The following is a 13,808-nucleotide window of genomic DNA, read 5'->3' on the forward strand; positions in this document are numbered from 1 at the left end:
TAATTCTCATCTCGATTGTCCTTTTTCCCCTTCTCATTCGACTCATAGCTGAACACAACAAAAATGATGATGGAGAAGCTATGACGCCTTTACGCGTTTTTCGCAAAACAACACCTTTGGTTAATGCCATTCGCCTGAGCCTGCTGCCGCTGGCTGGGCTATCGTTATCCGCCTTTGCTGTACAGGTTGATATTGCACCAGGTTCGCTCGACAAAGTCCTTAATCAGTACGCCGCGCACAGCGGAATTACCCTGTCGGTTGACGCCAGCCTGACGCGCGGCAAACAGAGTAGCGGTCTTCACGGTGACTACGACGTCGAAACCGGGCTACAACACCTGCTGAACGGTAGCGGCCTGCAGGTGAAACCGCTCGGCAATAACAGCTGGACGCTGGAACACGCGCCAACCCCGCAAGAAGATGCCCTGACCGTGGTGGGCGACTGGCTGGGAGATGCGCGCGAAAACGACGTATTCGAACATGCTGGCGCGCGTGACGTTATCCGCCGTGAAGATTTTGCGAAAACCGGCGCGACGACCATGCGCGAGGTGCTGAACCGTATTCCTGGCGTCACCGCCCCGGAAAACAACGGCACCGGTAGCCACGATCTGGCGATGAACTTTGGTATTCGCGGCCTGAACCCGCGCCTCGCCAGCCGTTCAACGGTACTGATGGACGGTATTCCAGTGCCGTTTGCCCCTTACGGTCAGCCGCAGCTTTCACTGGCGCCCGTTTCCCTCGGCAATATGGACGCCATCGATGTGGTACGCGGCGGTGGTGCGGTACGTTACGGGCCGCAGAGTGTGGGCGGCGTAGTAAACTTTGTCACCCGTGCCATTCCGCAAGACTTCGGTATCGAAGCCGGCGTGGAAGGCCAGCTCAGCCCAACATCCTCACAAAATAACCCAAAAGAGACGCACAACCTGATGGTGGGCGGCACGGCGGATAACGGTTTTGGTACCGCTCTGCTGTACTCAGGCACGCGCGGCAGCGACTGGCGCGAGCACAGCGCAACACGTATCGACGACCTGATGCTGAAAAGCAAATATGCGCCGAACGAAGTGCATACCTTCAACAGCCTACTGCAATACTACGACGGTGAAGCCGATATGCCCGGCGGTCTGTCTCGCGCGGATTATAACGCCGACCGCTGGCAGTCCACTCGCCCTAACGATCGCTTCTGGGGTCGTCGCAAGCTGGCAAGCCTCGGCTATCAGTTCCAACCCGACAGCCAGCATAAATTCAATATTCAGGGCTTCTATACCGAAACCCTGCGCAGCGGCTACCTGGAACAGGGCAAACGCACCACTCTTTCACCACGTAACTACTGGGTACGCGGCATTGAGCCACGTTACAGCCAGAGCTTTATGGTGGGCCCTTCCGCGCACGAAGTGGGCGTGGGATACCGCTATGTGAGCGAGTCGACGCATGAAATGCGTTACTACACCTCCACCAGCAGCGGACAACTGCCGTCCAGCGCCAGCCCTTACGATCGTGACACTCGTTCCGGCACCGAAGCGCACGCCTGGTATCTGGATGACAAAATCGATATTGGCAACTGGACTATCACACCGGGTATGCGCTTTGAGCATATCGAGTCGTATCAGGACAACACCATCAAACGCACACATGAGGAAGTGAGCTATAACGCCCCGCTTCCGGCGCTTAACGTGCTTTATCACCTGACTGACAGTTGGAATCTTTATGCAAACACCGAAGGCTCGTTCGGCACCGTACAGTACAGCCAAATTGGCAAGGCTGTGCAAAGCGGCAATGTGGAACCGGAAAAAGCGCGAACCTGGGAACTCGGAACACGATACGACGATGGCGCGCTGACGGCGGAAATGGGGCTGTTCCTGATTAACTTTAATAATCAGTACGACTCCAACCAGACCAACGACACCGTTACCGCACGCGGCAAAACGCGCCATACCGGACTGGAAACCCAGGCCCGTTATGACCTCGGTACGCTGACGCCGACCCTCGACAACGTTTCAGTCTACGCCAGCTATGCGTATGTGGATGCCGAGATTCGCGAAAAAGGCGACACCTACGGCAACCAGGTGCCGTTCTCGCCGAAACACAAAGGCACGCTGGGCGTGGACTATAAGCCGGGCAGCTGGACCTTCAACCTGAACAGCGATTTCCAGTCCAGCCAGTTTGCGGATAACGCCAACACCGTGAAAGAGAGCGCCGACGGCAGTACCGGTCGCATCCCTGGCTTTATGCTCTGGGGCGCTCGCGTAGCCTATGATTTTGGTCCGCAGATGGCGGACCTGAACCTGGCGTTCGGCGTGAAAAATATCTTCGACCAGGCGTATTTCACCCGCTCTTACGACGACAACAACAAAGGCATCTACGCAGGCCAGCCGCGCACGCTGTATATGCAGGGTTCGTTGAAGTTCTAAAACCCGGTAGCCCGTCCTGCATACTGTTTTGTAGGTCGGGCAAGCGAAACGCACTCGACACAGGCAACTCACATGTTCACATCATTACGCACGCTATTCGCCGCTCTGCTGCTCACCAGCAACGCCTTTGCCGCCACGGTTCATGACGAACATGGCACCTTTACGCTTGATAAAACGCCACAGCGGATAGTGGTGTTGGAACTGTCGTTCGCGGACGCACTGGCCGCCGTCGATGTCAGCCCGGTCGGTATTGCCGACGACAACGATGCCACGCGCATTCTTCCAGAGGTTCGCGCCCATCTGAAACCATGGCAGTCTGTCGGCACGCGTGCGCAGCCGAGTTTAGAAGCCATTAGCGCGCTGAAACCGGATCTGATCATTGCCGACAGCAGCCGTCATGCGGGTATCTACGGCGCCTTGCAGCAAATCGCACCGGTGCTGCTGCTGAAGTCTCGCAATGAAACCTACGCTGAAAACCTGCAATCTGCGTCCATCATCGGCGAAGTCGTGGGCAAAAAGGCACAGATGCAGTCACGGCTGGCGCAACATCAGCAACAGATGTCAGCGTGGGCCAGCCAGTTACCAAAAGGTACGCTGGTGCTGTTTGGTACGTCTCGGGAGCAGCAGTTTAATCTTCACACCCAGGAGACCTGGACCGGGAGCGTGTTGACCGCTCTGGGGCTGACGGTGCCTGCGGCGATGTCGGGTGCGTCTATGCCGTCCATTGGTCTGGAACAGCTTCTGGCTCTCAACCCTTCATGGCTGCTGGTTGCGCACTATCGCGAAGAGAGCATCGTGAAACGCTGGCAGCAAGACCCGCTGTGGCAGGTGTTAACTGCGGTGCAAAAACAACAGACGGCATCGGTCGACAGTAACGCCTGGGCGCGGATGCGCGGCATTTTTGCGGCCGAACGCATTGCCAGTGACACGGTTAAAATCTTTCATCACCAGCCTTTATCCGATGTGAAATGACAATTTTTAGACACCCAGCGCTGCAGTGGGGGCTTCCCCTTGCCGCGCTTATCACTCTCTTCTGGCTGAGTCTGTTTTGCTACTCGGCCATTCCTGTTTCTGGCGTTGACGTGATTCACGCCCTGCTACCCGGCCATGCGCCGACGCTTCCACAAGCGCTGGTGCAAAACCTTCGTTTGCCGAGAAGCCTGGTCGCCATTCTGATCGGCGCAAGCCTGGCGCTCGCGGGAACGCTACTGCAAACCCTGACGCATAATTCAATGGCTTCCCCTTCGTTGCTCGGCATTAACAGCGGCGCGGCGCTGGCGATGGCGCTTACCAGCGCCATCAGCCCTGTGCCCGTTGAAGGTTACTCCATAGCCTTTATCGCCGCCTGCGGTGGCGGCGTAATCTGGCTGCTGGTGATGACCGCGGGCGGTGGATTTCGCCACACCCAGGACCGAAACAAACTGATCCTCGCGGGTATCGCATTCTCGGCTTTTTGTATGGCCCTGACCCGCATCACTCTGCTGCTGACCGAGGATCATGCTTACGGCATTTTATACTGGCTCGCGGGAGGCGTATCCCACGCACGCTGGCAGGAGTTCTGGCAGCTTTTCCCGATGGTGGCGGTTGCTGTACCGGTGGTGTTATTGCTGGCTAATCAACTGAACCTGCTTAACGTCAGCGATAGCACCGCCCGTACGCTGGGAGTAAATCTGCCGAAGCTACGTTTGATCATCAACATTCTGGTACTGCTTCTGGTCGGTGCCTGCGTCAGCGTGGCTGGCCCGGTTGCGTTTATCGGCCTGCTGATGCCGCATCTGGCTCGCTTCTGGGTGGGTTTCGATCAGCGCAAGGTCCTGCCGATGAGCATGATGATGGGCGCTACGCTGCTGCTACTGGCAGATGTTCTTGCCCGAGCGCTGGCCTTCCCTGGCGAATTGCCCGCAGGGGCAGTGGTGGCGCTGATTGGCGCACCTTGCTTTGTCTGGCTGGTCAGGAGGCGTGGATGAAAAGTGCGATAGTCATTTTCATCGTCCTCACGCTGGCGGGATTTTCAGCGCTGTCACTGCAAATGGGGGTGATCGCCGTTCCCTGGCGCGCCCTGCTGACCGACTGGCAAACCGGGCGCGAGTATCATTATGTGTTAACCGCGTACCGTCTGCCGCGACTGCTGCTGGCGCTACTTGTCGGTGCAGCCCTCGCGGTAGCAGGCGTTCTGGTGCAGGGGATCGTGCGTAATCCTCTGGCATCGCCAGATATTCTCGGCGTAAACCATGCCGCCAGCCTTGCCTCTGTGGGCGCACTGCTTCTCTTACCGTCACTACCAGTGGTTTCTCTGCCGCTGCTGGCTTTTACCGGTGGCATGGCGGGCCTGATTCTCCTGAGAATGCTGGCGAACACCAGCCAGCCGATGAAGCTGGCACTCACGGGTGTCGCGCTCTCTGCCTGTTGGGCCAGCCTGACGGATTATCTGATGCTCTCGCACCCACAGGATGTGAACAGTGCCCTGCTGTGGCTGACCGGAAGCTTATGGGGGCGCGACTGGAGCTTTGTGAAGATAGCCGCCCCGCAGCTGATTCTATTTCTACCGCTGAGCCTGCTTTTTTGCCGCGATCTCGATCTCCTGGCACTGGGCGATGCGCGCGCCACCACGCTCGGTGTGTCGGTGCCGCGTATTCGATTCCAGGCTTTGCTACTGGCTGTCGCCATGACGTCAACCGGCGTGGCCGTCTGCGGCCCGATTAGCTTTATTGGACTCGTAGTACCACATATGGTGCGCAGCATTACCGGTGGACGTCACCGCTGGCTGCTGCCCGTTTCGGCCATGACAGGTTCGTTGCTGCTGGTGGTTGCCGACCTGCTGGCGCGAGTTATTCATCCCCCGCTGGAGCTTCCGGCTGGCGTGTTAACCGCCATTATCGGCGCGCCATGGTTTGTCTGGCTGCTTGTGAGAATGCGATAAATGACATTACGAACTGAAAATCTGACGGTCTGTTACGGTACAAACAAGGTGCTTGACGGCGTTTCACTTGCGCTGCCAGCAGGAAAAATAACCGCCCTGCTCGGCCCTAACGGTTGTGGGAAGTCGACGTTGCTAAACTGTTTTTCGCGACTGTTAACACCACAGTCCGGTAGCGTATTTCTCGGTGATAATCTCATTAACACGCTATCACCTCGGCAGTTAGCTCGCAGGCTGGCGCTGCTGCCGCAGCATCATTTAACGCCAGAAGGGATCACCGTGCAGGAGCTGGTTTCGTACGGTCGAAATCCGTGGTTATCACTCTGGGGACGTCTTTCTGTTAAAGACAATGCGCGGGTTAATGACGCGATGAACCGGACCCGGATCCAACACCTTGCCGACCGGCGGTTGAGCGATCTTTCCGGCGGTCAGCGCCAGCGTGCATTTCTGTCGATGGTCCTGGCGCAGGATACGCCCGTTGTACTCCTCGATGAGCCAACCACCTATCTCGATATCAATCATCAGGTGGAACTGATGCGGCTGATGGGCGAACTCCAGGCCCAGGGGAAAACGGTAGTCGCCGTGCTACACGACCTTAATCAGGCCAGCCGGTACTGCGATCATCTGGTGGTAATGGCGAACGGACATGTTATGGCGCAAGGCACACCAGAAGAGGTGATGAACCCTAGATTGCTGAGAACCGTATTCAGCGTGGATACGGAGATACACCCCGAGCCGGTATCTGGCAGGCCGATGTGTGTTGTGAGGTAGATGCCACAGACTGTAATGGTATTAGGATCTCAACAAGAGGATGACGAAACGGGGGAAACAGGGAAACGGGTTAATTAATCTTTCCGCTTAATATTAACGGGCGCCGGTTTGCTTCATATCGACGTCAGTTGTGTGCCAGGAGCGGAAGCTCGCAATTGTTATTACCGTGTAGGATGCATTACTAACGTTGCTATGTGTCAACGAACGGGGAGCGGGTCAGAATGTTATCTGTGACATGCCCCATTGACTAACACAGGCTAAGGTTTGCAGCCTCTGCTTACAACACATAGTTGACGGGCAGCCTTGATCGAAAAGCGAACATTTCCCTTTGTTGTGGTCAGCTAAAACTGCATCGCACCCTGAGGCAGGATGTCAAACCTCATACCATTATTGCTACAAATCTTTGTCCTTGTTTATCAAGTCTTCCATTGCCAAGAAAATTATTGGATAGTCGTCTTTATTGATATTACTGTTTGGTTTTTGGTAGCTAATAGCTAAAAACAGAACATTTCTGGTGTTGAACTCCTCCAAAACGGAGGAGCTCAGCTTTAGTATTCACACTATCTACTAATAAACGACCAATTTAACAATAGTATCATAATGCTATGATTAGTTTATATTTCCCCATATTATCAATATAATCTGCATACCACTGCATCATCTCCCTTCTACCTTCCAGATACAACGCATGGTTGTACGTCCCGCGAATCGCATTCTTATCGACATGCGCAAGCTGGGTTTCAATCCATGCCGTATTGAATCCTTCCTCATGCAAAATCGTACTCATCGTATGGCGGAAACCATGCCCCGTGACCTTCCCCGTGTACCCAATCCGCTTAAACACCTGATTAATACTCGCTTCGCTCATCGTTTTGTGGGGATCATTGCGCCCTGGGAACACCAGTGGATATTGCCCAGACATCACTTTGAGCTGCTGTACGATCTCCAGCGTTTGGGTAGAGAGGGGAACAAGGTGAGGTCGCTTCATCTTCATTCGCTCGGCAGGAATTTCCCACACAGCTTTATCAAGATCAAACTCACTCCAGAAAGCACCTCGAAGCTCGCCAGTGCGAACTCCCGTAAGGATCAGCAGACGTGCGGCAAGAACAACCAGCGAGCTTCCGGTATAGCTGGATAGGGCTTTAAAGAAGTCTGGTAACTCTTCAACTGTCAGGAAGGGGTAATGTTTCGATTCATGCCCTGACATCGCGCTGGTTAGATCCGCTGCAGGGTTATATTCCGCACGACCAGTCACTATGGCGTAACGAAAGACTTCACTGCAGCGCTGGCGAACCTTCCTGGCCTTCTCTGTCGCACCACGGTTTTCCATTCGACGCAGCACATTCAGCAGAACCAGCGGTTTGATTTCATTCACCGGCTGCTGACCGATATAGGGGAAAATATCTTTATTGAAAGCTTCGATAATGTCGGAGGCATAACCTTCTGACCATCGGCTTATCTTCGTTCCGTGCCATTCAAGTGCCACAGCCTGAAACGTGTTGTTGAGCTGCACATTGCGAACCAGCTTTTCTTCTTTCTTGGCAAAAGATGGATCGATACCCTCAGCCAGCTTTTTCTTGGCGTCATCACGCAGTGCTCTTGCTTGCGCAAGCGACACTGCTGGATAGACACCGAAAGCCAGACGTTTCTCTTTTCCATTGAAGCGATACTTCATTCGCCAGTATCTGGAACCAGAGGGAACAACCTCAAGATACAAACCAGCTCCGTCTGCCAGCTTATAAGCTTTCTCTCTGGGTTTAGCCGCGTCTACCAGTCGCGCATTAAGCTTCATTGGGGGCATCTCCCTGGACCGAACACAGAATGCCCCCACTTATGCCCCCAACTGTGACTTGATTTCGGTTGAGTCCAGTTGATGACAGGAGATAAGGTATGGGCTGCAAACCGCAGTATACGGGCTTTTAGTTGATTTCGATAGACTTGGGAAGAGTTTGAAATGGTGCCGATAATAGGAGTAAAACACAACAAATAACATAATGTATTTATTGTGTTTTATTTACCACGCTTTGACAGATACCCGAATTGATACCCGTTTTAGTTTTACTTCCAGAAAGGGAACAAAACACGCTATTCCGTCGCCTTATACCATGCCTGCCAGCGGTACTTATCCAGCCGCAACTGGCGCAGGCATTCAGCGGTCTCTATATCGGCCTGCAGGTCTTCATCGCTGTCAGTTCCTGCTTTGCTCGCTCCCTTGCACGGCTCCTGCATCAAATCCGCTGATGGAGTTGGCCGCGTCGAGGGCGCGCTGACGCAGCTGCACAGCGTGATCGTCAAAATCGCACTTAGTATGATTCGGGTCGTTAACATATTTCACCACATCACGGTAAACGGTCCGGTAAATTACTTTACCTTCGGCGCTGGCGGTAGCCGCTTTCTGTTCGCTGGTGGCGACGGCCTTCTCTGTCTTTTTGCTCTTCGCCTGATACTCGCTGTTTACCTTGTCGCTGTGTGCGTACCAGCCTTTCAGATATCCGGCGTAATATGTACCAGCGAACAGCGCCAGCAGAACGGCCAGCACTGACAGTTTTGCTTTAAGGGTCACTGGTCTATCTCCCAGCACGCAAGCGCGCTTTCCTGATCACGCCGTGGTGGCTGACCATAACAATTATTTGACCTGATACGGCAATCTTTACCGCCGTCGAATATCCAACGCCTGATTTCAGCACAGGCCCCCTTACGGTCACCGGCATTGATTCGTTTATAGAACGTGGAGGGGAAGCACTTGCCGGGCCCGATGTTGTACGGGCAGAACGACGCAATACCTGCTTTCTGCGGTTCAGTCAGCGGCACCTTGATATTTCGCTCTACCCAAGCCAGCGCCTTATCACGCTCAATAGCATTAACCTGATCACATTTTTCCTGCGTCAGCTTCATGCCCTGTACCACCGGTTTGCCATCAACCATCGTGGCGCCACGGCATATCGTCCAGATCCCGCTACCGTCGCGATACGCCATCAGGCTGTTACCTTCTTTCTCATTCAGGAACTGATCGAGAATTACCGACGCTGGCGCACTGGCGAGTACCAGTCCCAAAACAGCAGCGCTAAGCTTAGTCCTGTTGCTGGCCATAGAGTTGAGCCTCTTTGCGACGATCTTCTTTGATTTTGAAATAGAGATTGGTCAGGTAGGTAACAAGTCCCAAAAAGATACTTGCCAGTACACCAATAGCGGCCCACTGACTGGGGCTTACTTTGTCCAGTAGTTGTAGTAGCCAGTAGCCACCACTGCCAAGAGAAGTGACGTAGGAAGCCCCCGCTGCCAGATCTGAATGGTTGTTCATCCTCATGCCTTACCCCCGTGGGGTCCACTTAATGTTGTGGTGAGGGTAAGGCTGATCTGCGGTCGGAATCCCGACTTACGTACAGATTATCTACTATTCTATAGCGACTTCACGTATTTCTTTGACAAGTAAATTCATGCCGTAATAATTCAGGTGATTATTATCCTTATAAAGTAAGTGTTCACCATTGCTAACCCTACATGTATTGGACATACATAATAATGACACCGGGTAAACCCTAACGACATTATCCGAATTAATAGAATCAAACAGAGCATCTGCTTTTACAAAGCTTTCAGACCATAATTTATCATATTTTTTGTTATTAAATGATAAAAAGTCAACATTCTGTAGCGTTTGAATCTTCTTCCCTACCCCGTTAATTTTTATTATTTCTTTATTTACTTCACTGGGAACATCGACAGGAGACTGAGGAACAGGATAAACCAGAATTAATTTATTATTACCAGCCCATTCGGTTAATTTTTTATTGATACTTTCACTTACGCTACCTCCATCATTAGAGAATATCCAAGTACCGATCTTATACTTATAATTAAGCATATATAATGGCATTCTTGACATATACACGATTATCGAATTTTCATTAGAAGATATGAATTCATCAGCTTTAATAGAAAGCTCTTTACACGCCTCGTCTGTCCCATCTTTCAATGTGCGTCTTAATGTGCTTATTACGGGACATCCGGCCATAGATAAATTTATGAAATTATAATTTTGTTTTATAGCCAAGTCATAGAGACTCTTAGACATGGCCTGGGCATGGGAATCACCAACAAGGATCATATTCCTATTATGTTCTTTGTTTATATATAAGCAACGTTTACCCATGCCGTTACCGCATTCGTCCATTTCATTCATTACAGGCCCGTTATCAAAAAACGCAGACACTGATTTTAATCTTTGCGGATATCCATCATTTTTCACTACCATACACCCAGATACTGTTATTACTAGTACAACTGACATTATTACAGCAACAAACTTATGTGACTTTATCTTCCTCATTGGGTTTTCTATTGTGTAATATGTGACCACAGCCAAAAGGATAGATATAGAAGTCAAAAGAAGCGCTTCTTTTATTGTTAGAGACGCTTCGTTTATTGTTCTGTAATATACAAACACTGGTTGATGCCATAAGTACAATGAATATGATATCATCCCCAAAAAAACAATTACCTTCGTTGATAAAATTTTAGTCGCAAGGTCGCTTGAATTTGAAGAGCAAATAAATAAACAAGTACCAGCAACCGGTATCACAGTCCAAAGAGATGGAAGGCTCATTCCGTCATTAATTAATGACATGCTAAATATGATTGCCATCACACCCGCAACAGGAATTAATCGCATCAAGAGGGGAGTTCTATGCTTAATGTATGATGCTAAATTATCTCTGTTTACATATGAACATAGCCCCCCTGCAATCAACTCCCACGCCCTTGAGGGTAGTAAGTAGAAAGCGAATTCAGGATGATTATCCACTGTCATGCAGGCTATAACTAAGGATGCCACGCCAAGCAAAACCAATGAATAAAATAGCTTACTTCTAAAGAACTTAAATACTGAATAAACAATGACAGGGAAAGCCATGTAGAATTGCCATTCTACGCCAAGACTCCATGTGTGTAAAAGCGGCTTAAAGATACTATCTGGTGCGGTGTAGCTATCCTCGAAAAAGAAATAAAAATTAGATAAAAAAATAGATGCAGAAATAAGTGATTTTGAGTAGGAAATAAGAGGTTCTGGAAGAAGAAGATTGTAGAAAAACAAAGATGTGGCTATTAAAACAACAACCATTGCGGGAACTATTCTTTTTATTCTTCGCTCATAAAAACTTAAAAACGAAAAATTATTTTTCTGCAAGCCACTTAATACTATTCCTGTAATCAAATAACCTGAAAGCACGAAAAAAACATCCACACCAAGAAAACCGCCTGGCAAAATGCTCATTCCATTTAGCATTAGTTTAGAGTGGTATGTGATGACAGCCAGCACTGCCAGCGTTCGCAGTCCATCGAGTTCTTTACGGTATTCCAAAACAGGTCTCCAACATGCAAAGTTTCTGTCGTGGATGGTATACATGACGAATAGAAATGTCACTAGCATATTCCCCCTCATCCATGAGGGGATGTCATCATATCACGTCCCAAGAACAGACCATCTACCACCAACTTTGATAACCTGAACGGGCTTACCGTTGTAGTTAGTACCATTAAGGGTAATGCTCGCCCAAATTGATGTCCCGCTTACAAATGAGACACTTCCGTTAGTTGCATCTGGGGACAAGATTAACAGATAAAACATATGTCCATCAGGCATATCTACAGGCATTGAGCTGATAGTCGTAACGCCGGTGTCGCTTGCATTTGTAGTGTACGTCCTCCCGTAGACTGGCCTCCAGTTTGAGATCGTTGAACCCCCAGCTTCCGTTCTTAGTGACACGCTACCGGGTTGTGGTCTGTCTGGTCTTGCGCCAATTACGTATTTATCTACATCGAGGTAAAATTCGCATACAGTCCCCATATGCCTGCCATAGCCAATAGTTAGCGATGCCGGATCGGCGCGGAACCCACTACCAGTAAACTTTATGGCACAAACGGGGTTCTCTGAGCTAACCATGAATCTGGCTGTTTTCGCAGAGAATCTATTCGCCTCAATATTTACTGTTGCAATAATGGTACCAGTTGTATAGTAAATAGTGTCTTCTTCAGGAATTATCGTTGTAGGACCGATTGGCACATAAATTTCTTTTATCTTCCTTTTCGGCGAGCCCCATGAGTTCTGTGTTTGCATCAATGTTAATAATTGATAAACTTGCTCACCTTCAAATGAAAAATACATTACCGTTCCATGAGCAAGAGTATCCCTAAGTGTTGAAAGGGATTTAACTGTTGTACTTCCCCATGAAACTAAATCACTAGACGTGTTGTAATAAATTCCTGTGCGATTGTAGAAATCATCAACATACAGGATCCAATCATTTTCTCTGCGCACCAATGATGGCCCCTCAACCCTGAAACCTGAGGATGGAGCCGTACTTAAAAATTGGAACGTACCAGAAATATCAGTGTTACTTTGCCATAAGTCTATAGTCTTATCGTATTCATTTTTTACGGCCAGCCATAGATCTCCGCCATAACTTACGAGGCTTGCATCTATTCTGTTCTGGTCGTTGGCTGTACTTAGTGAAAATCTAGTAGGCCATTCAAAAGTAGGAATTTCCACATCAGGCTCTGATGTCATTTTTGCATAGTAAATTCTACAATCAGGAATAGAACCACTGTATGCATCTGGAATGTTCGGCCCATACTGAAATCCATTAAGAATATATAATTCTGACCCATCTATGAAAAATTCTGGTGCACCATTGTAAATGGCATCGGCAGTTGCACTTGGCTCAACCTTATTACCATAGACACCACTTCCAAACTTACAATCCGCAGACGTCCAGTTGATCAAATCTTTCGACCTAAAAATTCTCACATCAGCATTAACTGTTGCTTGTGTAACTGCAATCCACCACATGTCTGAGAAAAAACATATAGATGGATCTCTACCGCGGAGGGGGCTACCATCTGACATCTTTAACGCAGATTGACCAGACCAGCTAATTCCATCAATTGATGTAGAAAGGTAAACATTTAGCGTTGAAGGGTCGAAGAAAACTGACACGAATACTTTTTTATTTTCTTTTATAAATGTGAGGTCTTCTACAGTTCCACCATCCAGTGTTCCTATCATCCCTGCCCCGGTTGGTTTGGCAAGCTCGATCATAACATCAGCCGCACTACCATTTTCAGGCAAGACCATAAGAGGATCGCCCGAATTATCCATCGCTACAATTTTATTTTTTCTTTGCTCCACAGGTGGAAGAGGAGCTACAAAAGCTTCCGGGACGCGAAGCGCACGTACCAAGCTGACATTGTCAACATAGTTTTTGGTAGCGAAATCCTGCTTATCTACCGGATCGCCGCCGTTAGCGATACGGTAACCCTGAGCGTCAAACGGACCACCAAATAAAGGGCGACGTAACGCCAGCCCGAGATAAATAAACGAGCGCTGAATCGCCATCCACAGACGGTCAAAATCTTTATTAACGGTATCTGCCAGCAAGTCACCATTGTCCTGGTAATCAGTCAGGCGATAGGTAGGAACAACACGTTCCAGCATAACAACTGTGCCGCTTACGGGGGGCGTCAGAAAAACAATATCCCCGCCGCTTACGTTACCTACACCAGACACGGTATAGCCTGACGTAACCTCGGTACCGTTAATACTGACCTGAATATCACTGGCGCTGATGATGTAAAACTCGAAAGGAAAAACGGTCGTCAGACCGTTGGCGTTATAAATAATATAAGGGATTTGATTCGGTACCGACATGGCGTGTAAC

General features: G+C 49.9%; 11 protein-coding genes. 5 read left to right on the top strand and 6 right to left on the bottom strand.

Annotation, left to right across the window (positions count from 1 at the left end; translation table 11 throughout):
• The first annotated feature begins 80 nt into the window (after nt 1-80).
• The 5 genes from fecA (at nt 81) to fecE (ending at nt 6,093) form a co-directional block, all read left to right on the top strand.
• Nucleotides 81-2,405 (top strand): TonB-dependent Fe(3+) dicitrate receptor FecA, encoded by a 2,325-nt coding sequence (gene fecA / locus WM46_RS13430; RefSeq protein ID WP_102602516.1) that lies wholly within the window; start codon nt 81-83, stop codon nt 2,403-2,405.
• 72 nt (nt 2,406-2,477) lie between these two features.
• Nucleotides 2,478-3,377 carry a Fe(3+) dicitrate ABC transporter substrate-binding protein FecB gene (locus WM46_RS13435; protein ID WP_102602517.1) on the top strand — a complete coding sequence of 300 codons (900 nt, stop codon included), beginning with the start codon at nt 2,478-2,480 and terminating at the stop codon, nt 3,375-3,377.
• Nucleotides 3,374-4,372: an iron-dicitrate ABC transporter permease FecC gene (gene fecC, locus WM46_RS13440; protein ID WP_102602518.1), complete on the top strand. Its 999-nt coding sequence runs from the start codon at nt 3,374-3,376 to the stop codon at nt 4,370-4,372. The genes WM46_RS13435 and fecC overlap by 4 nt, the downstream gene beginning before the upstream one ends.
• A complete protein-coding gene (gene fecD / locus WM46_RS13445) occupies nt 4,369-5,325 on the top strand; it encodes a Fe(3+) dicitrate ABC transporter permease subunit FecD (RefSeq protein WP_102602519.1) in 957 nt (318 codons plus the stop codon). Before fecC ends, fecD begins: the two co-directional genes overlap by 4 nt.
• Nucleotides 5,326-6,093, top strand: coding sequence for a Fe(3+) dicitrate ABC transporter ATP-binding protein FecE (gene fecE / locus WM46_RS13450; protein ID WP_102602520.1), 768 nt, complete (start codon nt 5,326-5,328; stop codon nt 6,091-6,093).
• 595 nt (nt 6,094-6,688) lie between these two features.
• Here the strand turns inward: fecE and WM46_RS13455 are convergent.
• From WM46_RS13455 to WM46_RS13480, 6 genes are all read right to left on the bottom strand, one after another.
• A complete protein-coding gene (locus tag WM46_RS13455; protein ID WP_102602521.1) occupies nt 6,689-7,885 on the bottom strand; it encodes a tyrosine-type recombinase/integrase in 1,197 nt (398 codons plus the stop codon).
• A gap of 396 nt (nt 7,886-8,281) precedes the next feature.
• Nucleotides 8,282-8,656: a hypothetical protein gene (locus WM46_RS13460; protein WP_102602522.1), complete on the bottom strand. Its 375-nt coding sequence runs from the start codon at nt 8,654-8,656 to the stop codon at nt 8,282-8,284.
• Nucleotides 8,653-9,183: a lysozyme gene (locus tag WM46_RS13465; protein WP_102602523.1), complete on the bottom strand. Its 531-nt coding sequence runs from the start codon at nt 9,181-9,183 to the stop codon at nt 8,653-8,655. The genes WM46_RS13460 and WM46_RS13465 overlap by 4 nt, the downstream gene beginning before the upstream one ends.
• Nucleotides 9,164-9,394, bottom strand: a complete 231-nt coding sequence (locus WM46_RS13470; RefSeq protein ID WP_102602524.1) for a class II holin family protein — start codon at nt 9,392-9,394, stop codon at nt 9,164-9,166. The genes WM46_RS13465 and WM46_RS13470 overlap by 20 nt, the downstream gene beginning before the upstream one ends.
• 93 nt (nt 9,395-9,487) lie before the next feature.
• Nucleotides 9,488-11,521, bottom strand: a complete 2,034-nt coding sequence (locus WM46_RS13475; RefSeq protein ID WP_187394377.1) for an acyltransferase family protein — start codon at nt 11,519-11,521, stop codon at nt 9,488-9,490.
• A 33-nt stretch (nt 11,522-11,554) separates the two neighbouring features.
• Nucleotides 11,555-13,798: a phage tail fiber protein gene (locus WM46_RS13480; protein WP_102602526.1), complete on the bottom strand. Its 2,244-nt coding sequence runs from the start codon at nt 13,796-13,798 to the stop codon at nt 11,555-11,557.
• Nucleotides 13,799-13,808: the final 10 nt, after the last annotated feature.

The sequence above is a fragment of the Citrobacter freundii complex sp. CFNIH2 genome (genome assembly GCF_002880615.1).
GTDB lineage: Bacteria > Pseudomonadota > Gammaproteobacteria > Enterobacterales > Enterobacteriaceae > Citrobacter_A > Citrobacter_A amalonaticus_F.

Coding starts and splice junctions, on each gene's coding strand:
- fecD (WP_102602519.1), top strand. CDS start 4,369: ATGAAAAGTGCGATAGTCATTTTCATCGTCCTCACGCTGGCGGGATTT.
- WM46_RS13465 (WP_102602523.1), bottom strand. CDS start 9,183: ATGGCCAGCAACAGGACTAAGCTTAGCGCTGCTGTTTTGGGACTGGTA.
- WM46_RS13455 (WP_102602521.1), bottom strand. CDS start 7,885: ATGAAGCTTAATGCGCGACTGGTAGACGCGGCTAAACCCAGAGAGAAA.
- fecE (WP_102602520.1), top strand. CDS start 5,326: ATGACATTACGAACTGAAAATCTGACGGTCTGTTACGGTACAAACAAG.
- fecA (WP_102602516.1), top strand. CDS start 81: ATGACGCCTTTACGCGTTTTTCGCAAAACAACACCTTTGGTTAATGCC.
- WM46_RS13480 (WP_102602526.1), bottom strand. CDS start 13,798: ATGTCGGTACCGAATCAAATCCCTTATATTATTTATAACGCCAACGGT.
- WM46_RS13435 (WP_102602517.1), top strand. CDS start 2,478: ATGTTCACATCATTACGCACGCTATTCGCCGCTCTGCTGCTCACCAGC.
- WM46_RS13475 (WP_187394377.1), bottom strand. CDS start 11,521: ATGCTAGTGACATTTCTATTCGTCATGTATACCATCCACGACAGAAAC.
- fecC (WP_102602518.1), top strand. CDS start 3,374: ATGACAATTTTTAGACACCCAGCGCTGCAGTGGGGGCTTCCCCTTGCC.
- WM46_RS13470 (WP_102602524.1), bottom strand. CDS start 9,394: ATGAACAACCATTCAGATCTGGCAGCGGGGGCTTCCTACGTCACTTCT.